25 protein-coding genes are annotated in these 21,911 nt (G+C 61.8%); 16 read left to right on the top strand and 9 right to left on the bottom strand.

The genetic code is table 11. The features are described from left to right. Positions 1-61: 61 nt before the first annotated feature. Positions 62-1,279 (top strand): proteasome-activating nucleotidase Pan1, encoded by a 1,218-nt coding sequence (gene pan1 / locus NMQ09_RS17440; RefSeq protein ID WP_255191852.1) that lies wholly within the window; start codon positions 62-64, stop codon positions 1,277-1,279. Between the two features lie 156 nt (positions 1,280-1,435). Here pan1 and NMQ09_RS17435 read toward each other — a convergent pair whose 3' ends face one another. After that, positions 1,436-1,573, bottom strand: a complete 138-nt coding sequence (locus tag NMQ09_RS17435; protein WP_255191851.1) for a hypothetical protein — start codon at positions 1,571-1,573, stop codon at positions 1,436-1,438. 216 nt (positions 1,574-1,789) lie between these two features. On the opposite strand from NMQ09_RS17435, the gene NMQ09_RS17430 reads away from it, so the two are divergent. Further along, positions 1,790-2,407 carry a molybdenum cofactor guanylyltransferase gene (locus tag NMQ09_RS17430; protein WP_255191850.1) on the top strand — a complete coding sequence of 206 codons (618 nt, stop codon included), beginning with the start codon at positions 1,790-1,792 and terminating at the stop codon, positions 2,405-2,407. Between the two features lie 24 nt (positions 2,408-2,431). Here the strand turns inward: NMQ09_RS17430 and NMQ09_RS21095 are convergent, their stop codons facing one another. Together NMQ09_RS21095 and yqeC are read right to left on the bottom strand one after the other, a co-directional pair. Next, complete coding sequence (locus NMQ09_RS21095; RefSeq protein ID WP_345781270.1) at positions 2,432-2,986, bottom strand: rubrerythrin-like domain-containing protein; 555 nt, start codon at positions 2,984-2,986, stop codon at positions 2,432-2,434. A gap of 65 nt (positions 2,987-3,051) precedes the next feature. After that, the gene (gene yqeC / locus NMQ09_RS17415; protein ID WP_255191849.1) at positions 3,052-3,768 is read right to left on the bottom strand and encodes a selenium cofactor biosynthesis protein YqeC; all 717 of its coding nucleotides are present in this window, start codon (positions 3,766-3,768) and stop codon (positions 3,052-3,054) included. 96 nt (positions 3,769-3,864) lie between these two features. Here yqeC and NMQ09_RS17410 point away from each other — a divergent pair, with 96 nt between their 5' ends. Then, positions 3,865-4,047: a DUF7550 family protein gene (locus NMQ09_RS17410; protein ID WP_255191848.1), complete on the top strand. Its 183-nt coding sequence runs from the start codon at positions 3,865-3,867 to the stop codon at positions 4,045-4,047. 27 nt (positions 4,048-4,074) lie between these two features. On the opposite strand, the gene NMQ09_RS17405 is transcribed toward NMQ09_RS17410, so the two are convergent. Beyond that, positions 4,075-4,287 carry a DUF7120 family protein gene (locus NMQ09_RS17405; RefSeq protein ID WP_255191847.1) on the bottom strand — a complete coding sequence of 71 codons (213 nt, stop codon included), beginning with the start codon at positions 4,285-4,287 and terminating at the stop codon, positions 4,075-4,077. A gap of 129 nt (positions 4,288-4,416) precedes the next feature. Continuing rightward, positions 4,417-4,716: a hypothetical protein gene (locus NMQ09_RS17400; protein ID WP_255191846.1), complete on the bottom strand. Its 300-nt coding sequence runs from the start codon at positions 4,714-4,716 to the stop codon at positions 4,417-4,419. A 269-nt stretch (positions 4,717-4,985) separates the two neighbouring features. Here NMQ09_RS17400 and NMQ09_RS17395 point away from each other — a divergent pair, with 269 nt between their 5' ends. The 4 genes from NMQ09_RS17395 to NMQ09_RS17380 all read left to right on the top strand — a co-directional run bounded on the left by NMQ09_RS17395 (position 4,986) and on the right by NMQ09_RS17380 (position 9,525). Next, a complete protein-coding gene (locus NMQ09_RS17395) occupies positions 4,986-5,576 on the top strand; it encodes a sulfite oxidase-like oxidoreductase (protein ID WP_255191845.1) in 591 nt (196 codons plus the stop codon). A 94-nt stretch (positions 5,577-5,670) separates the two neighbouring features. Further along, entirely contained in the window at positions 5,671-7,008 is a 1,338-nt protein-coding gene (locus NMQ09_RS17390) for an isochorismate synthase (RefSeq protein WP_255191844.1), read from the top strand. Between the two features lie 2 nt (positions 7,009-7,010). Further along, entirely contained in the window at positions 7,011-8,789 is a 1,779-nt protein-coding gene (gene menD, locus NMQ09_RS17385; RefSeq protein WP_255194612.1) for a 2-succinyl-5-enolpyruvyl-6-hydroxy-3-cyclohexene-1-carboxylic-acid synthase, read from the top strand. Between the two features lie 310 nt (positions 8,790-9,099). Continuing rightward, positions 9,100-9,525 carry a cupin domain-containing protein gene (locus NMQ09_RS17380; RefSeq protein WP_255191843.1) on the top strand — a complete coding sequence of 142 codons (426 nt, stop codon included), beginning with the start codon at positions 9,100-9,102 and terminating at the stop codon, positions 9,523-9,525. Between the two features lie 131 nt (positions 9,526-9,656). On the opposite strand, the gene NMQ09_RS17375 is transcribed toward NMQ09_RS17380, so the two are convergent. Then, positions 9,657-10,484 carry a J domain-containing protein gene (locus NMQ09_RS17375; RefSeq protein ID WP_255191842.1) on the bottom strand — a complete coding sequence of 276 codons (828 nt, stop codon included), beginning with the start codon at positions 10,482-10,484 and terminating at the stop codon, positions 9,657-9,659. A gap of 127 nt (positions 10,485-10,611) precedes the next feature. Beyond that, positions 10,612-10,761, bottom strand: coding sequence for a hypothetical protein (locus tag NMQ09_RS17370; protein ID WP_255191841.1), 150 nt, complete (start codon positions 10,759-10,761; stop codon positions 10,612-10,614). 192 nt (positions 10,762-10,953) lie between these two features. Here NMQ09_RS17370 and NMQ09_RS17365 point away from each other — a divergent pair, with 192 nt between their 5' ends. Beyond that, the gene (locus NMQ09_RS17365; RefSeq protein ID WP_255191840.1) at positions 10,954-11,841 is read left to right on the top strand and encodes a 1,4-dihydroxy-2-naphthoyl-CoA synthase; all 888 of its coding nucleotides are present in this window, start codon (positions 10,954-10,956) and stop codon (positions 11,839-11,841) included. An 84-nt stretch (positions 11,842-11,925) separates the two neighbouring features. Here NMQ09_RS17365 and NMQ09_RS17360 read toward each other — a convergent pair whose 3' ends face one another. Together NMQ09_RS17360 and NMQ09_RS17355 are read right to left on the bottom strand one after the other, a co-directional pair. Next, a complete protein-coding gene (locus tag NMQ09_RS17360) occupies positions 11,926-12,252 on the bottom strand; it encodes a HalOD1 output domain-containing protein (RefSeq protein ID WP_255191839.1) in 327 nt (108 codons plus the stop codon). Further along, positions 12,245-13,105 (bottom strand): DUF7344 domain-containing protein, encoded by an 861-nt coding sequence (locus NMQ09_RS17355; protein ID WP_425607245.1) that lies wholly within the window; start codon positions 13,103-13,105, stop codon positions 12,245-12,247. The genes NMQ09_RS17360 and NMQ09_RS17355 overlap by 8 nt, the downstream gene beginning before the upstream one ends. Before the next feature lie 471 nt (positions 13,106-13,576). Between NMQ09_RS17355 and NMQ09_RS17350 the strand changes: the two genes are divergently transcribed. The 8 genes from NMQ09_RS17350 (at position 13,577) to NMQ09_RS17315 (ending at position 21,805) form a co-directional block, all read left to right on the top strand. Beyond that, the gene (locus tag NMQ09_RS17350; RefSeq protein ID WP_255191837.1) at positions 13,577-15,766 is read left to right on the top strand and encodes a vWA domain-containing protein; all 2,190 of its coding nucleotides are present in this window, start codon (positions 13,577-13,579) and stop codon (positions 15,764-15,766) included. A gap of 92 nt (positions 15,767-15,858) precedes the next feature. Next, positions 15,859-16,935: a hypothetical protein gene (locus tag NMQ09_RS17345; RefSeq protein WP_255191836.1), complete on the top strand. Its 1,077-nt coding sequence runs from the start codon at positions 15,859-15,861 to the stop codon at positions 16,933-16,935. Further along, positions 16,886-17,545, top strand: a complete 660-nt coding sequence (locus NMQ09_RS17340; RefSeq protein ID WP_255191835.1) for a hypothetical protein — start codon at positions 16,886-16,888, stop codon at positions 17,543-17,545. Before NMQ09_RS17345 ends, NMQ09_RS17340 begins: the two co-directional genes overlap by 50 nt. Positions 17,546-17,549: 4 nt before the next feature. Then, complete coding sequence (locus NMQ09_RS17335) at positions 17,550-18,311, top strand: hypothetical protein (RefSeq protein ID WP_255191834.1); 762 nt, start codon at positions 17,550-17,552, stop codon at positions 18,309-18,311. A gap of 111 nt (positions 18,312-18,422) precedes the next feature. Next, complete coding sequence (locus tag NMQ09_RS17330) at positions 18,423-19,211, top strand: hypothetical protein (RefSeq protein ID WP_255191833.1); 789 nt, start codon at positions 18,423-18,425, stop codon at positions 19,209-19,211. Positions 19,212-19,533: 322 nt separating this feature from the next. Beyond that, positions 19,534-20,331: an immunity 49 family protein gene (locus NMQ09_RS17325; RefSeq protein ID WP_255191832.1), complete on the top strand. Its 798-nt coding sequence runs from the start codon at positions 19,534-19,536 to the stop codon at positions 20,329-20,331. Positions 20,332-20,423: 92 nt separating this feature from the next. Continuing rightward, positions 20,424-21,041 (top strand): hypothetical protein, encoded by a 618-nt coding sequence (locus NMQ09_RS17320; protein ID WP_255191831.1) that lies wholly within the window; start codon positions 20,424-20,426, stop codon positions 21,039-21,041. Beyond that, positions 21,041-21,805, top strand: a complete 765-nt coding sequence (locus tag NMQ09_RS17315; RefSeq protein WP_255191830.1) for an immunity 49 family protein — start codon at positions 21,041-21,043, stop codon at positions 21,803-21,805. The genes NMQ09_RS17320 and NMQ09_RS17315 overlap by 1 nt, the downstream gene beginning before the upstream one ends. Positions 21,806-21,911 lie beyond the last annotated feature (106 nt).

Genomic DNA, 21,911 nt, shown 5'->3' with positions numbered 1-21,911 from the left:
GGCCGAGAACCTGCTGTAGCGACCCGAAGCCTCTTAAGAAGCTATCACCTACGGGGTGGTGATGAGCGACACTGTGGACGACGTCGACCTCCCATACGACGAGGACGAGGCGTCCCAACAGGAGAAAATACTGGCACTCGAGGAACGACTTGAGATCCTCGAGTCGCAAAACGAGGAGATGCGCGATAAGCTCCTCGACGCGAACGCCGAGAACAACAAGTACCAGCAGAAACTCGAGCGACTCACCCACGAGAACAAGAAGCTCAAGCAGTCGCCGCTGTTCGTCGCCACCGTCCAGGAGCTCACCGACGACGGGGTCATCATCAAACAGCACGGCAACAACCAGGAGGCGCTGACGGAGGTGACCGACGAAATGCGCGACGAGCTCACCCCCGACGCGCGCGTTGCCGTCAACAACTCTCTCTCTATCGTCAAGACCCTCTCCGGCGAGACGGACGTGCGTGCCCGGGTGATGGAAGTCACCGAGAGCCCGGACGTCAGCTACGAGGACATCGGTGGCCTCGAGGAGCAGCTCCAGGAAGTGCGCGAGACGGTCGAGATGCCCCTCGAGAAGCCAGAGATGTTCACTGACGTCGGCATCGAGCCGCCGTCGGGTGTGCTGCTCTACGGCCCGCCGGGGACGGGCAAGACGATGCTCGCGAAGGCCGTCGCCAATCAGACCGACGCCACCTTCATCAAGATGGCCGGCTCCGAGCTGGTTCACAAGTTCATCGGCGAGGGCGCAAAGCTCGTCCGCGACCTCTTCGAGGTCGCCCGCGAGCACGAGCCCGCCGTCATCTTCATCGACGAGATCGACGCCATCGCGGCCAAACGGACGGAGTCGAAAACGTCGGGAGACGCCGAGGTCCAGCGCACCATGATGCAGCTGCTCAGCGAGATGGACGGCTTCGAAGAGCGCGGCGAGATCCGTATCATCGCCGCGACCAACCGCTTCGACATGCTCGACCGCGCCATCCTCCGGCCCGGCCGATTCGACCGCCTCATCGAGGTTCCCAAGCCGGACGAGGAGGGTCGCGAACTCATCTTCCAGATCCACACCCGCGACATGAACGTCGCCGACGACGTCGACTTCGCCGCCCTGGCCGAGGAAGCGACCGAGGCGTCGGGTGCCGACATCAAGGCCGTCTGTACCGAAGCGGGCATGTTCGCCATCCGTGACGACCGCACCGAGATCCGGATGGAGGACTTCCACGAGGCCTGGAAGAAAGTGCAAGCCGAGAGCGACGAGAGCGACGAGGTCTCGAAGACGTTCGCCTGAGCCCCCGTCCCGTCCGATCGGCTACTCCTGTTCGAACGAAGCGATCGCGAGCTGCCGCACCCGCTCGAGGACGCCCCGCAAGTCGAAACCGCAACTGGAGAACGACCCTCGAGTCGGAACTCACGTCGCCGGTCGACTCGAGAAACCGGTGTCACTCTACAGCGCGGCGAAGAGCAGCCACGGCACGACGAACAGCACCACGGTCATGACCACGAGGATCAACAGGTAGCCGACGACCGTGCCGACCGCCGTCAGCCACGCCGGGTGATCGAATTCTGAGACGTTCACTGCCATACACACAGGCTCGTGGTCACGGACATAAACGTACCGGGAACGTGACTCCCGGGGTCGGACGTTCATTTTTCATCGGGGCTCGACACCGGGCGTCGGACGTTCATCGCCGGATCGCGCCTCGACACCGGAACCGGATCGATCCGAACGCGAGTCGGTCCCGCCCGTCGACCGACGCCGCGGAACAGAGCTTTTGACCGTCGGCGCTGAGCGTTGTCCATGGAGACGGGAGTGATCCTCGCCGGCGGCCGCTCGACCCGCTTTGGCGAGACCGACAAAGCGGTCGCCGAGCTCGCGGGGACGCCGATGATCCGTCGCGTCGCTGATCGGCTCGTCGACGTCGTCGGGGCGATGGTGATCAACTGCCGGCACGACCAGCAGGCTGCCATCGAGGCGGCGATGGCGAGCTACCCGCTCGAGGTCACGTTCGCGTTCGACGAGGAGCCGGATCTCGGGCCAATGGCGGGGATTCGGACCGGCCTCCGGGCGGTCGAGAGCGAGTACGCCGTCGTCGTCGCCTGTGACATGCCGTTCGTCGAGCCCGCCTTCGTCCGTCACCTCTTCGACCGGGCGGCCGACCACGAAGCCGCCCTCGCGCAGCTCGACGATCGCTGGTTCCAGACGACGCAGGCGGTCTACCACGCCGAAGCGATGGCCGAGGCCTGCGCCGACGCGATCGAGCGCGACGAGCGAAAAATCATCGAGCCCCTGTTCGACCTCGACTACGTCGTCGTCGACGAGGCGGAACTGCTCGAGCACGCGAGCCGGGAGACGTTCCGGAACGTCAACACGCGAGAGGAACTCGAGCGAGCCGCTGTGGACCTCTCGGGGGAGTAGTCGACGACGCACGAGGAACTCGAGTCACTCGATCGTCGTCCGGCGGTGGCGGAGTTCGCTTCCACACTCCGGACACGATCCGGGGCTCCCGATGGCGGCGACCACTGCGCCACACTCGAAGCACTCGTACTGGCCTTCCTCGCTCGGATCGTACTGGACGTCTTTCACGCTCGACTGGAGGGCCGCCTTCGAGGCACCCTCCTCGAGCGCCTCGAGAACGTCCTCGGCTCGAACGACGCCGAGGAACGCCGCGTCAGCATCGTGGACGGGGAGCAGTGGGAACCCGTGCTCGGCGAGCTTCCTGGCGATGTCGCCGATCGACGCCGACTCCTCCACCGAGACGACGTCGCTCTGCATCACGTCGGCGAGCGAGGCCGCCTCCTCGGCGTTCAGCAGCTCTCGCACCGAAACCACGCCCTCGAGGCGACCGCTGTCGTCGAGGACGTAGCCGTAGTAGACGGTCGGTTCGTCGTCCCCCGTGGACGTCCGGATCTCATCGATCGCGGCCTCGACGGTCGTCGCCGCATCGAACGTAATCGCGCTGTCGTCTACCAACGACCGGGCGTTCTGCATGGACATGGGTCTCGTCCGTCCGTACGGGCGGCTCTCGTAAAACGATTCGTTTCAAATTTAATAGATTACAGTTATATCACGTCGACGACCGATGCGTCGTGCATTCGCGCCAAGACGACTCGAGGAACGTCCGCGTGCTCGTGGATCGTCGCTGCAATCTCGCGAGCGACGGCTTCGTCCTCGCCGTCGTCGACCTTGTTGAGCAACGGGATCGCCGTCGCGTTCTCGGGGACGGCCTTCAGTCCGCCGTCTGTGCTCGCGAGCACCTGCCCGACGGCCGCGGGAGTGATTCGGTCACCGAGCTCGAGGTCCGTGCAAGCGGCGACGCGTTCGGGTCGGTGAACGACCTCGTCGGTGAGCGGGCGGCCGACCGCGTGCGTGCTCGCAATCGGGACGACCACGTCCGCCACGGCTGGCAGCTGCGGTTCGCGCTCGTTTGGTGCTTTGAACTCCCGCATCCGGGCCCCGTCGGCTTTCACGAGTACGGGGCCGTCGTGGGCCTCGGCGATGGCGGCGACCGTCTCCGTGTCGTACCCGCGATACCGATCCTCCCGCTCGCGCGCCGGGACGAGCCCCAGCGGATACGTCGCGTCCGCGAGTGCACCTCGAGGGTCGTCGGTCACTCGGACGGCGTCGACGTGGTGGTCGAAAATGGGAATGCGAACTGTCGCCGTGACGACCGCCCGCTCGAGTCGGTTCGCCAGCGCGTAGAGCGTGGTCTTCTTGCCACCGGCGCCGACCACACAGAGCGTCCCGGCGTCGGCGTTCAGGGCGTCGACGACGTTCATCGCTCCGACGGTACGACGGGCTGTTGTAAGGCAGTTCCGACGCGCCGGACTCGGCGTTCAGTAGCAGTTAAGTGAGTCAGCCGACAACCTCAGGCCATGGCTGAGGACACCGAACCCGCCGTCGACCACGACTCGGCGGCCGACGTCGGACACGACCTCGAGGGACGGACCACGGCGCCGATGAGCGAGTTTCCGACCGGCAACGCCGGACTCGGCTTCGTCGTCTTGCTCGTCGGGCTCGCCGTCGCGTTCGTCCTCCCGTTGGCACTCACGCTGTGAGGTCGTGCGGAGGGAAAAAAGACGAGGTTAGAAGACGTACTCGTCGTCGTGGCCCATCATCCCGTCGTTCTCGAGTCCCGGCTCCTCCTCGTCCATCGGGCCGCTGGTCTTGTAGGCTTTGATCCCGGTCGACAGCAGGTCCTCGATCGCTTCTTCCCGGTTTACGAACTCCCCGCGCTCGACCATCTGCGCGATCTGCATCTCGAGGTGTTCCGGTATGTTGATCTCGACTTTCGGCATCTGATTCGGCTTTCGGTGAGGGGGTATTTAACACTGACGGGGATAATGTACCGACTGAAAAGAAAAATTGTTCGTACTGGAAATAGTCTTTGCGGTGGAGTGCCGGCGACGGAGAGCGGATTGACGTCGCTACCGATTCCCCATCATCGAGTCGATCGCGTTCCGGAGCGTGGTTCCCGGCTGGGTGATGGCATCGAGCTGTGAGCGCATCTTGCGCTGGTTGAAGTAACTCGCGAACGCGAGGATCGTCGGCGGCCAGAGGCCGACGAACAGTCCTCGCTGTCGGTCGCCGCGGATAAAGAAGTAGTACCACGCTAGCCCGACGGAGGCGGCCGACGCGAGGAAGGCTGGGCCGAGCGCCTGTTCGCCGACTTCCTGTGCTGCCTGTCCGGACACTTCCCGTTCTGTCATCTGCTGTTTACTCGCCATACAGGGGGAGCGTTGACGAGTCGATACTTGGTTATAAAGAGGGTATCCCGGCCAGTCCGACCGATCTGCGATCGAGGCCGACCGTTTCGGTGGGTTTCGGTAGGTTTCAGCGAGGCCCCCGTCGCCGGAATCGTGGGTTTATCCGACGGAAGTACCCGTTATCCCACCGGGACATTACCGCCTTCGCACAGCATACCGGGGGCGGCGTTCGGTTTGGCCGGGATTCGACGAGGCGTCACACCTACGTAAGTTCGGGCCCGACTCCGAGTATGGAAGACGTCACGGACCTCTACGAGGCGTTCGGCGACGATCGGCTCCCGCCCGGCCAGCGCGAGACGACGGCGTTTCCGGTCCTCTCGAAGGGTGCCACGCCGACGTGGGATCCCGAGACGTGGGAGTTCACCGTCACCGGCGCCGTCGACGACGCCCTCTCGTTCACCTGGGATGAGTTCACGTCGCTGCCCTCGGTGACCCAGCGCCAGGACTTTCACTGCGTCACCGGCTGGAGTAAATTCGACTGTGAGTTCACGGGCGTCCCCTTCACCGAACTCGCCGAGCGAGCCGGGATCCACGACGACGCCAGTCACGTCCTGTTCTCCGCGCTCGACGACTACACGACCGATCTCCCGCTTTCGGACTGTCTGCGCGAGGAGGTCCTGTTCGCGTGGGCGTTCGACGGCGAGCCACTCGAGCCCGACCACGGTGGGCCCCTTCGCGTGGTCACCCCACACAAGTACGCCTACAAGGGGGCAAAGTGGGTCGATGGCGTCGAATTTCTCACCGAACCGGTGCTTGGCTACTGGGAACGTCGGGGCTACTCCGAGACGGCGAACCCGTGGAACGAGGAGCGATACGGGTAGCCATCGTCGGCCACCGAGCGTCAGGACTGCTGACGAGACACACCGCGATGGCGGATAGTTAGGCTGAAGGCACAACGGTCCCGAGTCCGTTTCAATGGATCGAGCGTCGAGCGACGGACGGCTGGCCGCGGGGATGGAACCCGTCGACGAGCCACTGGTGAGCCGAAGCAGGGAACTCGAGGACGTCTCCTTCGGCGCCGCACTCGACGTCGACGGCTCGCCGCGGCTCCAGTGGACGACGCCCGACGGCTTCGAGGTGGTCGGCTGTGGCGTCGCCGCCCGGTTTTCCGCGATCGGACCCGATCGCTTCGCCCACGTCCGCAAACTCGCCGAGCGGCGGTTCGCCGCCCTCGAGTACGAGGGGCCCGCCGCCAGCCGCCCTCGAGCGTTCGGCGGGCTCGCCTTTCACGCCGATCACGAGCCAGAACCGCCGTGGCGCGGCTTCGAAGCGGCGACGTTCGTCGTCCCCGAACTGCAGGTCACCCGCACGGACGACGGCACGTGGCTGACGGTCGTCGAATCGAGCGCTGCGGACGCTGCCGACGCACTCGACTACTGGACGGAACAACTCGACGATCTGCCGGCGATGCGCTCGAGCGGGGCCAACCCCGGAATCGCCGGCCTCCGCCGGACGACCTCCCGCGAGCAGTGGACGGCGGGCGTCGAGGCAGCCCTCGAGCGGATCGCGGGTGACGATCTCGAGAAGGTCGTCCTCGCGCAGGCGCTCACGGCCGACCTCGAGGTACCGGTCGACGTCGCCGCGACGCTCGAGCGTCTGCGACGTCGGTATCCGAACTGTTACCGGTTCATGATCGATCACGGCGAGGGAGCGACCTTCTTCGGGGCGCCGCCGGAGCGACTCGTCTCGATGCACGGCCGTCGGATCGAAACCGAAGCGCTCGCGGGCTCGGTCCCCCGCGGTGGGACGCCCGAGGAAGACGAGGCGTTCGCCGAACGCCTGCTCGAGAGCGGGAAGCTCGAGCGCGAACACGGCCTCGTCGCCGAGACGATCCGCGCCCAGCTCGAGCCGCTGGCGGGTGAGGTTCGCGTCGCCGACCGGACGATTCGACGGCTCGCAACCATCCAGCACCTGCGGACGCCGATCGAAGCGACGCTCGAAACCGACCGACACGTCCTCGAGATCGTCGAGACGTTGCACCCGACGCCGGCGGTCGGCGGCCTCCCGCTCGAGGCGGCGTTCGAGACGATCCGCGAGATCGAACCCTTCGATCGGGGCTGGTACGCGGCCCCCGTCGGCTGGTTCGACGGCGACGGCGACGGCGAGTTCGCGGTCGCGCTCCGATCGGGCGTCGCGGCCGACGACGCGGTGACGCTCTTTGCGGGCAACGGCATCGTCGCCGACAGCGATCCCGAAGAGGAGTGGGACGAGGTACAGCTGAAGTTCCGACCGGTCCTCGACGAGCTCAGATGACGATGCCCGCACCGAACCGCAACGCGCTGTGGGGCCGCGTGCTGGTCGACGAGCTCGTCGCGGGCGGCCTCGAGGCTGTCTGTATCGCGCCGGGGAGTCGATCGACGCCGCTGACGGTCGCGTTCGACGCCCACCCCGGGATCGAGGGCTACTCACACCTCGACGAGCGGTCGGCGGCCTTCTTCGCGCTCGGGCGGGCCCGGCGGACCGGCGAGCCGACGGCGCTGGTCTGTACGTCGGGGACGGCGGCGGCGAACTTCCACCCGGCCGTGATCGAGGCCGACCGCGCACGGGTGCCGCTGCTCGTGCTCACGGCCGACCGGCCGCCGGAGCTCCGGGACAGCGGCGCCAACCAGACGATAGACCAGGTCGACCTCTACGGCGACGCCGTCCGGTGGGCTGTCGACCTCCCCGAACCCGAAGCCGACGAGCGAAAGGTGCGGATGCTCCGAACGGCCGCTGCCCGCGCACTCGCGGCGACGACCCGCGTCCCGGCGGGTCCCGTCCACCTCAACTGCCCGTTCCGCAAGCCGCTCGAGCCCGTCGACGTTCCGGGTGACGTCCCCGAAGCGTTCGAGGAGACGCTCGCCGGACGGGGTCGGGACGGACCGTTCGTCGAGACGGTCGAGGGGACGACGACGCTCCCGAGCGTCGAGATCGAGCGAATCGCGGCCGCGCTCGAGGACGCCGACCGGCCGCTGCTCGTCGCCGGACCGGCAGACCCGCCGGGGGTCGACGCCGACGTCGTGGCTGCGCTGGCCGCCGCGACCGGGGCACCGGTGCTCGCCGACCCCCTCTCGGACGTCCGCTTCGGCCCCCACGTCGAGGTCCCGGGGGCCCTGGTCTGTGGCGGCTACGACGCCTACCTCGAGGCGCTTCCGAACCCCGACGTCGTCGTCCGGTTCGGGGCGTCGCCGACGTCGAAGACGCTCACCCACTACCTGCGGGACGCGCCGTGTCGGCAGTTCCTGCTCGACCCCGCCGGCGGCTGGCGGGAAGCGACGTTCACCGCGACCGATCTCGTGGCAGCCGACCCAGTCTCGACGCTCGCCGCGGTGACGGACGTCCTCGAGGAGGATGCGGGACGGGAGGCAGCCGAGACGGCGTGGCTCGAGCGGTTTCGCGAGGCCGAACGCCGCCACTGGGAGGTCCGAGCGGGCGCGGTCGACCCCGAGACGCTCGCCGCCGAGCCGTTCGAGGGGGCGATTCTCGCGTCGGTCCTCGAGCACGCCCCCGATCCGGCGACGGTGTTCGTCTCGAACAGCATGCCCGTCCGGGAGGCCGACCGGTTCGGCCGGCCCCGCGGGGCCGACCTCACGGTGCTCGCGAACCGCGGGGCGAGCGGCATCGACGGCATCGCGAGCACGGCCCTCGGCGCCGGCAGCGCGACCGACGAGCCGCTCGTCTGCGTGACCGGCGACCTCGCCTTCTACCACGACCTGACCGGCCTGCTCGCGCTCGAGCGCTGTGGCGTCGACGCGACGATCGTCCTCGTCGACAACGACGGCGGCGGCATCTTCCACCTGCTCCCCATCGAGGCGTTCGATCCACCCTTCACCGGCCAGTTCAAGACGCCCCACGGCCTCGAATTCGACCCCCTCGAGGAGCTGTACGACCTCGAGTTCGTCCGCGTCGAGCCGACGCTGTTCGAGGACGTCTACCGCGAGTCGGTTACCTCGAGCGGGACGCAGGTGCTCGCTCTCGAGTTCGACGCCGAATCGAGTCACCGACGGCGGGAGGCACTCGAGCAGGAGGTTCGGGACGCGGTCGGCGGCAGGTGACGACAGTCGAGTTCGACCGTCCAGCCTACCTGTTCGCTGCCAGATTGATCCCGGACCACCCTCCGATCGAGCGACACTCCACCGTATAATCCGGCTGCTTTCAGGAACGCTGTGCTGACTCAATCACATATCAGGGAGGCATCTGGTGCTCGATTTCCGGGAGGAAGCTGGCTGGCACAAGCAAAGTCATGGCACACGATAGCAAGCACCACGACTATATATGGGTCCGAAGCCTGTATGATTAACGGTGATAGATGTGAAAAACATCCCCGATAAACACGCAGTTGACACCGATACCTCCACAGCGAACTTGACGGCGATCAGGTTCGACGACCTCGAACTCGTCGAGATGACGCAGGCAGGCTCGGACATGGAGGTTCGCGCGAACTTTCCGTTCTCACCGGCGTTTCCGGCGACCACCGGACTCGAACTGGCGGGTGGACACACCGTCGTCTACTTCGAGATTCCTCCAGAAAAGGAACTGGGAACGCACAAGGACAGCCCCGAAGAGCTCGTGCTCTGCCTCGAAGGTGACGGGATAGAGGCCCGGGTTGGGGACGCGACCGGCGAACTCGCGGCGGGCGAGCTGGTAGTGATCCCGGCCATGGAACCACACGGCTTCCGCAATACGGGCGAGGAGACGGCTCGGTTCGTGGGGTTCTTCTCGGATAGCACCACCGTGCACGAGTTCGAGGAGGATCTGGAACCAGTCGGCGAACGGATCCTCAAGACGTAGCTCCCTGGTGAGACACCGGCTAGCCACTGGTCTCCACGGCCACCTTTCAATCCGGAGTGTCAAAACCAACGGCTTTTCGTCAGAAATGGGGGCGAAATGCCCGCTGATGGTCGGCGTGCACACGCTTCGACCTAGCGACGGAGGACCCACCAGACGGCCACCGCGTAGCCGAACGGAACCCAGAAGGCGCCGATCGCGAGCGATCCGAGCAGCGAGAGGGGCTCGAGTCCAGTGGCAATCGGGAGGCCAAACGGCACGAGCGCACTCCAGAAGCCGAAGGCGGCCATGGCGATACGGGGCATGGTGAGCAGGTAGCCGACGAGCAACAGCGTACAGGCGGCGATCGTGACGTTGACGAACACGGGGACCCCGGGCGCGACGCTCGCGTAGACGAGTCCGGGGTACAGCAGAACGAAACAGCCGACGATGACCCACGTCGACTGATCCATCGGCGGGCGATCGTCCTCGAGGTCGACCTCGTCGTCCCAGTCGTGGACGCTGTAGCCGCCAAACGTCTGCGCTCGCTCGGGCCCATCACGGTCCGTTCGATCCGCGTTCGACTGGTCGTCGCCGACGAACCACTCGGCGGCCGACGACGCCTCGGTCGTCTGGCGCTCACGACTGCGCCGGTGGCGCGCGTGGTGACTGGGTTCGCGCCTGGCGCGACGGCTCGAGCCGGAACCGGTCGAGCCGGACGAGCGACTGGTGAACCCCGCCCGGCCGCCGGACTGGCTCAGCCCGACGTAGCTGTCGTGTCCGAGCCGATCGTACCGCGCCCGCTCGGTCTCGTCGCTCAGCACTTCCTCGGCGGTCGTCACCCGCTGAAACTGCTCGGCGGCGTCCGGATCGTCGCTCCGGTCGGGGTGCGTCTCGAGAACGCGCTCGCGGTACGCCGCCCTGATCTCGTCCTGGGAGGCGTCGGGAGGGACGCCGAGCACGTCGTAGTAGGTCTCGCCCATCGACTGACTGACAGTACGAACGACGGCTCAAAAATCGCTCGGATCTCGCTGCGGGACGGCCTTCTCACTCAACACTCGGCGAACGGCGGGCCGGTCGCGAGGGTGCCGAGTGGTACGTTCCGATCCGTCAGACGAAGATGCCCATCAATCCGCCGCCGAACAGGATCAGGACGACCGCCGCGACGAGAAAGATCAGCGACCAGACGATGACGAAGATCATCGTCTTGCGCGTGAGGTCTTTCCCTTCCTCGAGCGAGATCGGCTCTACTGTAGCCATACGCGAATGTGGCATTCGGTAGCACTTAAATTTTTCCGGGGCAGCCACAGCCGCCTGGCCACCAGCGACGACTCGAGGCGAGACCTCGGCCGACTGGACGCCGAGGTCGGAGGCGTCGGCGGTGGCGGCGAACTGGCGACGGAGCCGCCGCCGACGGGAACCTATTTGGGGCCGTCGACCCGACCCCAGACCATGGTTTCAGAACTCTTCGACGAGGATCGGTGGGAGCCGGTCGATGAACTCGAGTTCCGCGATATCACCTACCACCGGGCGGTCGACTCCGGCACCGTCCGGATCGCGTTCGATCGCCCCGCGGTGCGAAACGCCTTCCGGCCGGGAACCGTCGACGAGCTGTACGACGCGCTCGACCACGCCAAACGCCAGACCGACGTCGGCTGCGTCCTCCTGACGGGCAACGGCCCGTCGCCGAAAGACGGCGGCTGGGCGTTCTGTTCCGGCGGCGACCAGACCATCAGGGGGGATGCGGGCTACGAGTACGAAGGCGACGAGAAACGGGCGTCCGAACAGGGGCGCCTGCACATCTTAGAGGTCCAGCGACTCATCCGCCACATCCCGAAGGTCGTCGTCTGCGTCGTCCCCGGCTGGGCCGTCGGCGGCGGCCACTCGCTGCACGTCGTCTGTGACCTCACCATCGCGAGCGAAGAACACGCCAAGTTCCTCCAGACCGACCCCGACGTCGGCAGCTACGACGCCGGCTTCGGCTCTGCGTATCTCGCCCGCCAGGTCGGCCAGAAGAAGGCTCGAGAAGTCTTCTTCCTCGGGAAGACCTACGCCGCCGAGGAGGCCGCCGAGATGGGGATGGTCAACGAAGTCGTCCCCCACGAGGAACTCGAGGAGCGCGCCCTCGAGTGGGGCGAGGAGATCAACGCGAAGAGCCCGAACGCGATGCGGATGCTCAAGTACGCGTTCAACATGGCCGACGACGGCTTCGTCGGCCAGCAGGTGTTCGCGGGCGAGGCCACCCGGCTGGGATACATGACCGACGAGGCGAAGGAGGGCCGAGACGCCTTCGTGGAAGGGCGCGACCCGGACTTCTCGGCGTTCCCCTGGCACTACTGAGCGAGGGGAGTCGCCGACTGATGTGGTGTTGGAGGAGACGATCCGGGCGCTTACAGAGACGACGGGAGAACGCCCACAGCTCGTTCACCCGTCGGTCGCTCGATCAACCGCCGTTTGAACGTGAACCGTCTGCTGGTTCACCGTAACCAGACACCCATTGAAACGGAACGTAATCGACCGCTCCTCGCGGGCGTTGCTATGGTCCGTACGGTTGCAGATCCCATCGAGATGGTCGGGATCGATGACGTCATACAACGGGTCGAGATCGAGCACTGCCGTGTTGGTCACCGATGCGACGGCACGGACGACGGCTTCGCTGGGACGCACTCCCTCGTCGTTCTCGTAGACGATGCTCGAATCCGGTGGCGAGACGTCGGGGCCGTGCCCGTCGCTGCTGGTGTCGTCAGTCATTGTTGGAAGGGAATTCGGAGAGGAACCTGTCGCTCTGGTGGTCGAGGTGGTCAAGCCGCGGGCCGAGCAACTCACGAACGAGGACGACGAGCGGGTTGTCCTCGCCGGTACCGACGAGAGCCGTCTCCTCGGGGGGTGCTTCGCTGGACGGCGGTTCCTCGAGAATAGCGAGCACGACGCTCCGTCGATCCACGAGGACGAGTCGGCCGATCCGCGGATACGTCGGCGTGTTCAACCAGTCGAGTTGGGGCACCCAGATGGTCGCTTCCGGTAAGTGTTCTCGACTGACCTCCCGGACCGCCTCGTTCTGCGAACCGACGTATATCGTCACTCCTCGAGCGATTGCGTTCTTCGCCCGCCGAACGCACTCGTCTTCGAAGAGATCGGTGCTGACGTACATCGTGAACAGCTCCTCCGCCGCACCATCACTGAGCTGACACTCGTACTGGATGATCGACTCACGTCCCTGGATCACCCCGATCGAATTCCCCTCACCATCGTGACTGGCCGAGAGGTGTGCGACAACGTCGTCGAGTCCCGCCCAGTGTTGCCAGTCTACGTCGGGCGGCGTCACCGCTCGAGGAGTAACGAGATGTTCCTCGCGGTCGTACGCAACGAGCCCCGCCTCATCCAGTTTCGGGAGCTGTTCGTGGTGGAGTCTGATGGTCGTTCGATCGACCTGCTTGTCGTACGTTTCGGCGTTGACCACTGTCACGTTACGGGACACCAACCGGTCCGCCAACTCCGTAACGTGAAGGGGAGGATCCGTCTCGTCAAGGACGTCCAGGATGGTACGATTGTGAGCCTCGACGAGAAGCTGGATCTGTTTTTCAGTATGTGGACCGAGAGACATGATCCGTCCAAGGAACCCACCATTGTTAACACTTTCCACGATTTTCCGCAGTTCACGGCGTTGTGAACCGGGTACGTAACCAGGGGAGAAGTCCAGTTTCACTTCGCTCAGCGCCGCCCCTCTCTCTCACCTTCGGCGACGGGCAGTATTGCAATATTATCATATACTGCACTTGCAGGAAGTTTGATATAATGCCAGAGTGTTAAATTTCCTATGGGTATAGCGCTCAGCAAGGCAGCCACAGTATTCTTTGCGGTGCTGATGACAACGTCGCTCGTTGCCACACCAGCACTGGCGAACGGATTGGATACGGCGGGAGAACACCAGGTGCCGGTTCTAGAGGGGAGTCAACCGGGCAGTTCCGGCAGTTTGGTGGGTCACGTTGGTGGCCCACCAAATGGACAGCAAGGCAATGGCTCCCCCGGCCACGATCGTGGTGAGGATGCAAACGTCCCGATTCCCGACGTGGAGGTGAACTTCACTGCAGAGTTGCTGTTCGACGGTATGGATCGACTCGAGGCACTCGACCTCGAAGGCGACGCCGCCGACATGCGTGACGAGGCGGTCTCGTCGATAAACGCTTCGACCGGGACGTATCGGCAAGCCACGCTAGCCGAGTCCGAAGAGACGTTCGAGCACCTGCGAGACGCTCACGAGCGTCTCGGCCACCTCGAGGCCGAGACCGGTACCGACCTCAGTGATGAGCGAGCCACGCTGGTTGAGGCGAGTAACGTGAGCGCCCGCCTCGAGATTCGAACGGCGTACGAGACCGTCACGGACCACGAGTTCGAGACGCCAGGCCAAGAGCAGCGAGCCGAAAGTGCGCTCGGTAATGCAGTCGATGCGATGGAGCGGGGCGATTCCGCTTCGGGCAAAAACGCGATACTCCACTACCGGAACGCCTGGCGGCACGCCGATGCGGCGCTAGATCCTATCGCAGACAGTACAGAGCCTGAGCTGACGCTGACGGAGCAGATGGCAATCGAACAGGACGGAACAGTAATGACTCCAGTACTCGTGTCAGTCACCGACGTTCGTCCGTACGCCTACGAGGAGCTGAGCGTCGTGTACGACGACGGAGAAACCGAAACGATCGACCTGTTCGCGGATCTGCTCCCCGGCGGCTCGGCGGACGGGGTGATCCACGTCGACCTGGGCCCGGAAGTCCAGGATCGCACGCTGACGATCACCGCGACGTCCACGCGTCACCCTGACCGAAGCGTCGAGGAGACGCTCATCCTCGAGGTCGACGACGGCGACGTCGTCCCCGAGCGACCAGCCCCCGACGAGTACGCCGAAGTCGAGATCGAAGACGAGAAGTCCGGTGTGACCGTCGAAGCTGGTGGCGACGGACTCTTCCACGACGACGTCGAGATCGCCGACTACACGCCCGACTCCGACCACGACTTCCAGGCAGGTCCGGTCGTCCGCATCGAGAATCGTACCCCGATCGACGAAGCGACGGTGACGATCCCGCTCGCTGACGGCGTCGAAGACACCGACAATCTCAGCGTGTACACGCTGGATGAATCCGACTCGTCAGGCTGGGAGCCACTCGAGACCGAGATCGATCCGGAGGCGAGGACGGCAACGGCCACGGTCGAGTCGTTCTCGTACTTCTCGGTGTTCCACCAGCAGCGATGGGACGACTACCTCACCGAGACGATCACCCTCGAGGATCGCCACTTCGCAGACGGCGACGACGGAGGCGGCGAACCGATCGCGAAGGCGGACTTCGTGTTCGTCGTCGACGAGAGTGGGTCGATGAGTGGGGCGCGGATCCGAAACGCCCGGACGGCGACACAGCGGTTCGTCGCTGCCCTGGCCGAAGACGAGCAGGCTGGGCTCGTCGGCTATTCCACGGGAGCATCACTCATCGAAGGATTGACCACAGACCACGATGCGCTCAACGACAGCATCGACGAACTGTCGGCCGGCGGATTAACGAACACGGGTGCTGGGCTTACGATCGGGCTCGAGGAGCTCGAATCGAACGGCTGGGAGAACCGGTCGTCGGTGATCATTCTCCTGTCCGACGGGTATACCAATCGTGGACCGGATCCGATCGCTATTGCCGAAGACGCAGCCGACAACGACGTCGAAATCAGTACCGTCGGATTGGGGAGCAGTATCGACGAACAGGAACTCCAGGAGATCGCGTCGATCACCGGTGGTGAGTACTATCACGTCGAAGACGCCGACGATCTCCCCGACACGTTCGAACGGGTTGCCGACAACCGGACGGAGCCGACACTCCGCGACACGAACGGTGATGGAATCCCCGATGCGGTTGCCGAAGCGAACCCAGTGATACCCAGATTATTCGATAGATATTATGGAGCTCTTTCTGACCTCCCGAGAATCAACATCGATCCGGTTGCGAGAGACACCAGCGGCGACGGGCTAGCGGACAACGAGACGATCGACGTAGAATACCGGGTATTCACCGAGGACGGCGAGACGAAATTGGAGACTCGAGTGACCGATGCGGTTGCGCATCCGGCCCTGCTCGATACGGCGAACAACGGTCTCACGGATTACGAGGAAGTGATGGTGTGGGGGACCGATCCGTGGCGAGCGGACACGTCCGGTGACGGCTTCATCGATTCGGTCGACCCGGCGCCGCTCGAGGAAACGACGCCGCCGGAGATGCATACGTAACGCATTCGTTTCGACAGACCCTTCCGCCGGGATATATCTCAGTCGAGGGGCGTCCAACTGGCGCAGCAGGCGAGATCGAGACGATCGAAGTGATGAAGGGATTCGACGAGACCTGCCTACTCTGTGACGGCGAGACGGTCTGGCAGAACGAGACGAAACGCGTCTTCGAGCAAGAAGACGAGTGGGAGGCGGCTCACTTCTCGCTTTCCCGTGAAGACGTCAGACGAAACGCACCGACGGCAGACGAAGTCGTCCTGATCGTAACCGACGAGGACGAGAATACCGTCGTTACGAGCCTCGACATCGAAACCGGAGAGCTCGAGGTGGACGGCAGAACCGGGGCGATCGTCGCAGCAGTCGCGCCAACGGCGACCCCCAAGCACGTCATCCTCGGTGGAGGAACGAAGGTAGCGACGCCGGCGATCACCACCACGGTCGCTGCCGGGGCCCCCTTCGTCATCGGGGTCGGTACCCCTGCCCTCGCGGCGTACGGCCTCTACACGATGGAGGCCAAGACCCTCGAGGGCGAGGTGATCGGCACGAACACGCGGCCGATGCCCAAGACGCCGCCCGCCGGTGAGTGGGAGCCTCCGGAGGAAGGCCTCGAGATCACGCTCCCCAGCGGGGCTGTTTATTCCGAGGGCGAGTTCGACCGTGGCTTTGGCGAAGCGTACATCGAAGAGACGACAGGCCTCACTGCTAGCGAGCTCGATCAGGCGTTCGAAAACGTCGACGAGATTATCCACGATGATGGCGAGGGATGGTACGTCATAAGCAACGAGATCGGCGAGCAGGAGGTCATCCTCTGGATCTACGATGGAACTCTCGTTTTCGCTGAAGAGGCTATCGAGAGAGAGGAGGTCGCCGAGGAAGCGAGCGAAGAAGTCAATCAGGAACGTGACGAGCACGAGGAGGTCTCCGAAGAAGAAATTGAGGACACAATCGAGGACGAACCCGACGAAGTCATCACGAACGATCCATATCACCGATACGAAATCTACCGAATCGCTGAGGCAAGCCTCCAGATCGTCGTTCGCACAACCGGTGATAAGATAGTCGATTACTTCGTTGAGGAGTTAGAGCAAGAGACCCGCTGCACGCGACGAAGCCGACGTCGACATGACGGTCGACTCCACCGAGCGCGACCAATTTGTCGCTGCCTCGAGTGAGTACAAGGCGTTCCTCGGGACGTTCGAGCGAACGAGTAATCCCGTCGAGACGAATCTCCTGTGTGCCGATGACCCGGACGCCGTGATTCAGACGTATGCTGATAACCCGAGTGATATCACGGATGGCAGCCTCGGTGAGAACATCAGCGTCGAACTCGTCGAAGAGCGGGGTTACGAGGTTAAATGGCCCGTAGACGGTTTCGACGAGGGTGACGCCTCCGAAATCGGTCCGGATATAATCGCCTACGACAGTGTCAGTGACGAGTGGCTCATCGTTGAAGCCAAAACGGTGACCAGTACCGAGGCCGTTGGAAAAAGTCTCTTGGATACGGATGCGTACGACGGTGACGCTCAACTACATAATGACTGGATCAGAAATAGCCTCGAAAAGTTGGAAAGTGAGAATAAGATCGATTCGGAACTCGTAGACCAGATAGATACCGCAATTGCCACCAACAGCATCACCAAGGAGGTCGTGCTAGTGAGAGATGTCGATGGAGCAAGTCACAGAACGTTACAGGAGCCCCAAAGTGATGACACAGATGTCAGCCTCGAGAACGTTGCCGGGGTAGATAAGGTAACCGTTGTCGAATTGGCGGCAAGTGAATAGAACAATGGTTGAATTCACAGAACAACAACACGAGCGCGCGATCGAACAGCTTCAGCGATATCAATCCCGGGCTAGGAAACACGAAAGGTTATACAAGGAAGAGAAAGTCGAAGAAAACCTCCCTACATTCTTTTCCGGACTAGCAAGAAAATATACTAATTCTGTCATATTGTCTGTATACGTAGATCGGATAGCACAGGCACGAGACCACTTTCGGAGGGCAGCAGAATACTATCGACGAAGTGCTGAAGAGAGTAACGTGACAGTTCCATCTACGCTCACGCTGGCCCGTGGCCTGTACAACGCCTCTCTCGCTGGTGATCCGGACATGGTACAGGAATTCGCTCGAGAAGTCACTAAAATAATTGAAACAGTGGATGTCGAACCAGGCGACTCTGACGATGACCGGTATTATTTTTCGGGTTGTTTAGCAGACGCTGTCTTGGACGATATTCGTGAATGGTTGCTTAGTGGGCTTGCTGCAGTCAATGAAGAAAAACCAGAGATTCATGCTCTATACGGCAAGGCAATCTTAACCTTTACATGCGGTATTCGAGACAAAGATGTCGACCAAATACAAAAAGGAATACGTATTATGTTGAAATACCATTCTCAATCTTCAAATGAGGAGAATGTTGTCGAACGTGTTATGGCCCCACAAGCGACCGCTCTACTCATTATCACTCTCTGGAAAGGATACGAAATCCAGCTCGAAAGTGAATTCATACCAATGGAACTCGTTCGAGCAAGCACATCAAAGAGCTAAACGATCGAACGTTTAGACAGCTAAGTAGTCCGAGTACGACATCAGCATCCCCGGCATCGTTGGGGCCGATCAGGTAACGGCCGTCGAACTCCAAGCAGGTGAACCCACTTCATGATATCCCTCACAGAGAGCCAGCGAAAACAAGTGCAAGGAATCATCGAGTCGACGCCCTCGCGGGTCGAAGAGCGGCTGGACCGCCTCCAGAGGGGCGATGTCGTCGATCACAGGATTGCCTCGTCGTATCGCGGCGTCGCAGCTAAATGTCAAAGATTGTCTATTTGTCACGTGTATAACGGAGAAATCGAGGTCTCCCGCCGTTGGTTTGACCGGGCAGCCGAGAACTTCGGACAAGCAGCGACTGCTGCGCTTGAGATGCAACCGTTTGCGACCTCGTACCGTAGGGTGCCGATGACGTTGTTGGAGAGAGTGTATGCGGCTGCCTGTGCAAGAACGTTCGAAGCGGCGAAAGATGCAGCCTCACAGATCTTCAATCTTGATCCCAAAGAAGGCACTGAAGCTGTCGAGGGCGACATCGTGTTCAAACCAGACAAGTACTATCTTGCCCGTACTTTCGTGGGAGCGATGTTGGATAGGCTCGACCAAGACGATCTTAAATCACTTGAAGCGATCAATAATAAGAAGCCCGAACCCCACCGGCAGTACGGAGAAGCAGTTCTTGCGTTTGCTCGCGGCCTTGATACCGGTGACCAATCACAACTCGAGAGTGGGATTCACACAGCTATTGGCTACCACGAACGCGAACGACACTCCGACAACGTGATCGATCAAATCATGGCAGTGGAGGCGACCGCAATGGTGAGTATTGCCAATGAGCAGGGATATTCGATCGATCTTGATCACGAGCAAGTATCGAACTCACTTATCAATCATCCAATCTGACTGGGCCGGTCAGTTGGTGTCGATTTATTGGGGCTGTCTGGACGAGCGCGTCTGAGGAGCGCAGACTTAGTCTCCAATGGCCAAAAGATGATGATAAATCAGAAATTGGCCCTGCTCTCATTGCCTACGACAACGCTGAAAACGATGACATCGAAGATGCACTTGACCAAGGTGCCGTGCGAAAGGAAATCGTCTTTGTTAGAGATGTCGAGGGAGCTAGCGACCGGACACTGACAACCTCTACAGATATCACCTCCGACATAAGCGTCGAAGTCGGCGTCGATGCGGTGACGATAGTCGACTTACAGGCGGGTGAAAGATAATGGTGCCTGACCTCACTGAGAAACAACGTGCACGTCTCGAAGAGCTGTTAGAGAACCGGCTAAGTCGTATCGAAAAGCGGAAGGAACGCCTCGAAAGTGGAACGGTGGCTGATAAGCAACGGCCAACTGCCGAGTACGGATTAGCGGGCACGTATAAGTCAACTGCTATCGTGTACGTTTACCAGTCCCAGATATCCAGAGCGAGAGAGCACTTCCGTTTTGCCGCACAGCACTATCTCACTGCTGCAAAAGAAGCACGCCAGTGCGAATGTGAACTCAATACGTTCAGACGAATTCCTCTGACTCTCACTGAAGGGGTGTATGTATCCGCTCTCTGTGGGGACGACCTCCTCAAGGAAACCGCTTCAGAAGAGATTCTAGCACTTGATCCTGCTGAACTACCAGCACACGAGTATATCGAAGAACCAATTGACTTCCCTGTCGACAAGTTCTATGCTTCTAAATGTATCGCGGGTAGCGTTCTCGATCGTGTCGCCGATGACCATATTGACAGACTTATCGATATTAACGAAGGTAAAGAAGGACCCCACCAACTCTACGGTCAGGCAATCACTGACTTCGCGAGTGGAATTGGCGTAGAAAATACGACGCTGCTCAAACGAGGGGTCGAATTGATGCTCGAGTACCACGACCGCCAGCGCCACGAAGACAACGTTATCGACCTCATCATGGCACTCGAGGCAACAGCATTGCTCACCATCGCTAGGCAGAACGGCTACGGCATTACCGTCGATAGTGAGTTTACCCCCGAAGATCTGGTTGACGCCATAGTATAATTAAACTAACCAATATTGCTCGGAGAGACTATTTTCGATAGTAGTAGCAGAGAACACTCACAGTAGCAGTTTTCGACGAATCAGCTCTCGAGATGGATAGTCTCGAAATCGAACGCGAGGCCGATCTGACGACGTTCCACGGTGACCGATTCGGTATCGATCTGCAGGTTGATTGTCCACACGATAGCGAGCAGTGGGTAACGACGACTGGCGGCGTCGATTCCAGTGAGCTGCCCAATTTAACGAAGAGTCAGAAGGGTGCAATCGCTGAAGAAGAAGCAGGACCGCAGTTCCTCGAGGATCGCGGCCTCGAGATTGAATACCTCGACGATGCACAGACGCCAGGGTTCGATATCGTCGCCTATGATAACACCGCCGACGAGTACCATATCATCGAAGCGAAGTTCAAGAGTGACAGTGGCAATGTCTCGAACTCCTCGGCGTGGTTCGACCGGCCAGACAAAGGCCCGCAAATGACCAACGAGTGGGTCGACGCGACGATCGAAGAGATGATCGATAGCGGAAACGAAGATCTCACACAGCTTGGTGAAGAATTAGAGAGAGCTAGAATTGACGGCCGAACAAACGACGAATTAGTAATTGTACAGAATGACGAACAGAACGAATTAACGGTACTCGAAACGCTTGTCGAAGGCGACATGGATATTGATCGTGTACATCTCGTCAAACTTGAAGAGGTGATCGAGTGATGCTAAAATCAGAAGAGAAAATCCGAAAGAAAATAGAGCGATATCAGGGGCTTAGGGAATACACATTTGAGTCGCTCGAAGAAGGTCGGGTGCCGGAAGAGAACATCCCGAAGGTCTATCTCAGTGCCGGTTCCAAGGGTCAAAAAATTGGATTGTACAAACTTGCGTTGGGAAGCTGTGTAGAGGCAGTTCCCGACTTCCAGATGTCCGCAGAGTGGTACTACAAAGGTGCACGCGAAACCCGGCAGCGTCGGGAGTCACTGTCCGATGATTTCGAAGGCGGGATGCGCCTACTGAAGTATCTCTACTCTGCGATCCTCTCGGGTGATGACGCACTCCTCGAGCAGGCCACCGAAATCGCCTTCGAGACCCACGAGTCGCATTATCACCAGTTCTCGACGGTCCACCGCTATCACCTCATGAACGCGCTGGCTGCGACCGTCCAGGAGACTGGCGACCAACAACACCATCTCGACGAACTCGAAGCCACGCTCGATGACCTTCCCGACGACCATCCACAGTATTTCGGTGCACTGTGGCAGGCCCTGACCGGGGTCGTCGACCGCGACGAACAGGCGTTCGAGGACGGAATCGCGCAGTTCCTCGAGTGGCACGACGACAACGTCGACTTCGAGAACAAAACCAGTGCGGACGATCTCGTCTGTCTGCCAGTCCTAACGCTGGTCGTGCTCGCTCGCCGCGACGGGATGGACGTCAGCGTCGACAGTCCGTACGTGCCCGACTGCGTCGACGACCTCGTCTGAGCCGGTTGATGGGCACAGTTCGTCGATCGCCGACGGGGCACGCAGTACCCGTCGATGCCCATCAGCAGGATTCGGAGAAGCCTCATGCCGCGTCCACGGCCTCTCC

The sequence above is a fragment of the Natronobeatus ordinarius genome, from assembly GCF_024362485.1.
GTDB lineage: Archaea > Halobacteriota > Halobacteria > Halobacteriales > Natrialbaceae > Natronobeatus > Natronobeatus ordinarius.
This window is presented reverse-complemented; position numbering and strand designations above follow the sequence as displayed.

Bases quoted from the DNA above. Each gene is read 5' to 3' on its own strand.
- NMQ09_RS17375 (WP_255191842.1), bottom strand. From the start codon at position 10,484: ATGGGCGAGACCTACTACGACGTGCTCGGCGTCCCTCCCGACGCCTCC.
- NMQ09_RS17365 (WP_255191840.1), top strand. From the start codon at position 10,954: ATGGTTTCAGAACTCTTCGACGAGGATCGGTGGGAGCCGGTCGATGAA.
- NMQ09_RS17400 (WP_255191846.1), bottom strand. From the start codon at position 4,716: ATGGCGAGTAAACAGCAGATGACAGAACGGGAAGTGTCCGGACAGGCA.
- NMQ09_RS17435 (WP_255191851.1), bottom strand. From the start codon at position 1,573: ATGGCAGTGAACGTCTCAGAATTCGATCACCCGGCGTGGCTGACGGCG.
- pan1 (WP_255191852.1), top strand. From the start codon at position 62: ATGAGCGACACTGTGGACGACGTCGACCTCCCATACGACGAGGACGAG.
- NMQ09_RS17345 (WP_255191836.1), top strand. From the start codon at position 15,859: ATGAAGGGATTCGACGAGACCTGCCTACTCTGTGACGGCGAGACGGTC.
- NMQ09_RS17335 (WP_255191834.1), top strand. From the start codon at position 17,550: ATGGTTGAATTCACAGAACAACAACACGAGCGCGCGATCGAACAGCTT.
- NMQ09_RS17430 (WP_255191850.1), top strand. From the start codon at position 1,790: ATGGAGACGGGAGTGATCCTCGCCGGCGGCCGCTCGACCCGCTTTGGC.
- NMQ09_RS17360 (WP_255191839.1), bottom strand. From the start codon at position 12,252: ATGACTGACGACACCAGCAGCGACGGGCACGGCCCCGACGTCTCGCCA.
- NMQ09_RS17320 (WP_255191831.1), top strand. From the start codon at position 20,424: ATGGATAGTCTCGAAATCGAACGCGAGGCCGATCTGACGACGTTCCAC.
- NMQ09_RS17410 (WP_255191848.1), top strand. From the start codon at position 3,865: ATGGCTGAGGACACCGAACCCGCCGTCGACCACGACTCGGCGGCCGAC.
- NMQ09_RS17405 (WP_255191847.1), bottom strand. From the start codon at position 4,287: ATGCCGAAAGTCGAGATCAACATACCGGAACACCTCGAGATGCAGATC.
- NMQ09_RS21095 (WP_345781270.1), bottom strand. From the start codon at position 2,986: ATGTCCATGCAGAACGCCCGGTCGTTGGTAGACGACAGCGCGATTACG.
- NMQ09_RS17325 (WP_255191832.1), top strand. From the start codon at position 19,534: ATGGTGCCTGACCTCACTGAGAAACAACGTGCACGTCTCGAAGAGCTG.
- NMQ09_RS17370 (WP_255191841.1), bottom strand. From the start codon at position 10,761: ATGGCTACAGTAGAGCCGATCTCGCTCGAGGAAGGGAAAGACCTCACG.
- yqeC (WP_255191849.1), bottom strand. From the start codon at position 3,768: ATGAACGTCGTCGACGCCCTGAACGCCGACGCCGGGACGCTCTGTGTG.
- NMQ09_RS17330 (WP_255191833.1), top strand. From the start codon at position 18,423: ATGATATCCCTCACAGAGAGCCAGCGAAAACAAGTGCAAGGAATCATC.
- NMQ09_RS17395 (WP_255191845.1), top strand. From the start codon at position 4,986: ATGGAAGACGTCACGGACCTCTACGAGGCGTTCGGCGACGATCGGCTC.
- NMQ09_RS17315 (WP_255191830.1), top strand. From the start codon at position 21,041: ATGCTAAAATCAGAAGAGAAAATCCGAAAGAAAATAGAGCGATATCAG.
- menD (WP_255194612.1), top strand. From the start codon at position 7,011: ATGCCCGCACCGAACCGCAACGCGCTGTGGGGCCGCGTGCTGGTCGAC.
- NMQ09_RS17390 (WP_255191844.1), top strand. From the start codon at position 5,671: ATGGATCGAGCGTCGAGCGACGGACGGCTGGCCGCGGGGATGGAACCC.
- NMQ09_RS17355 (WP_425607245.1), bottom strand. From the start codon at position 13,105: ATGTCTCTCGGTCCACATACTGAAAAACAGATCCAGCTTCTCGTCGAG.
- NMQ09_RS17340 (WP_255191835.1), top strand. From the start codon at position 16,886: ATGACGGTCGACTCCACCGAGCGCGACCAATTTGTCGCTGCCTCGAGT.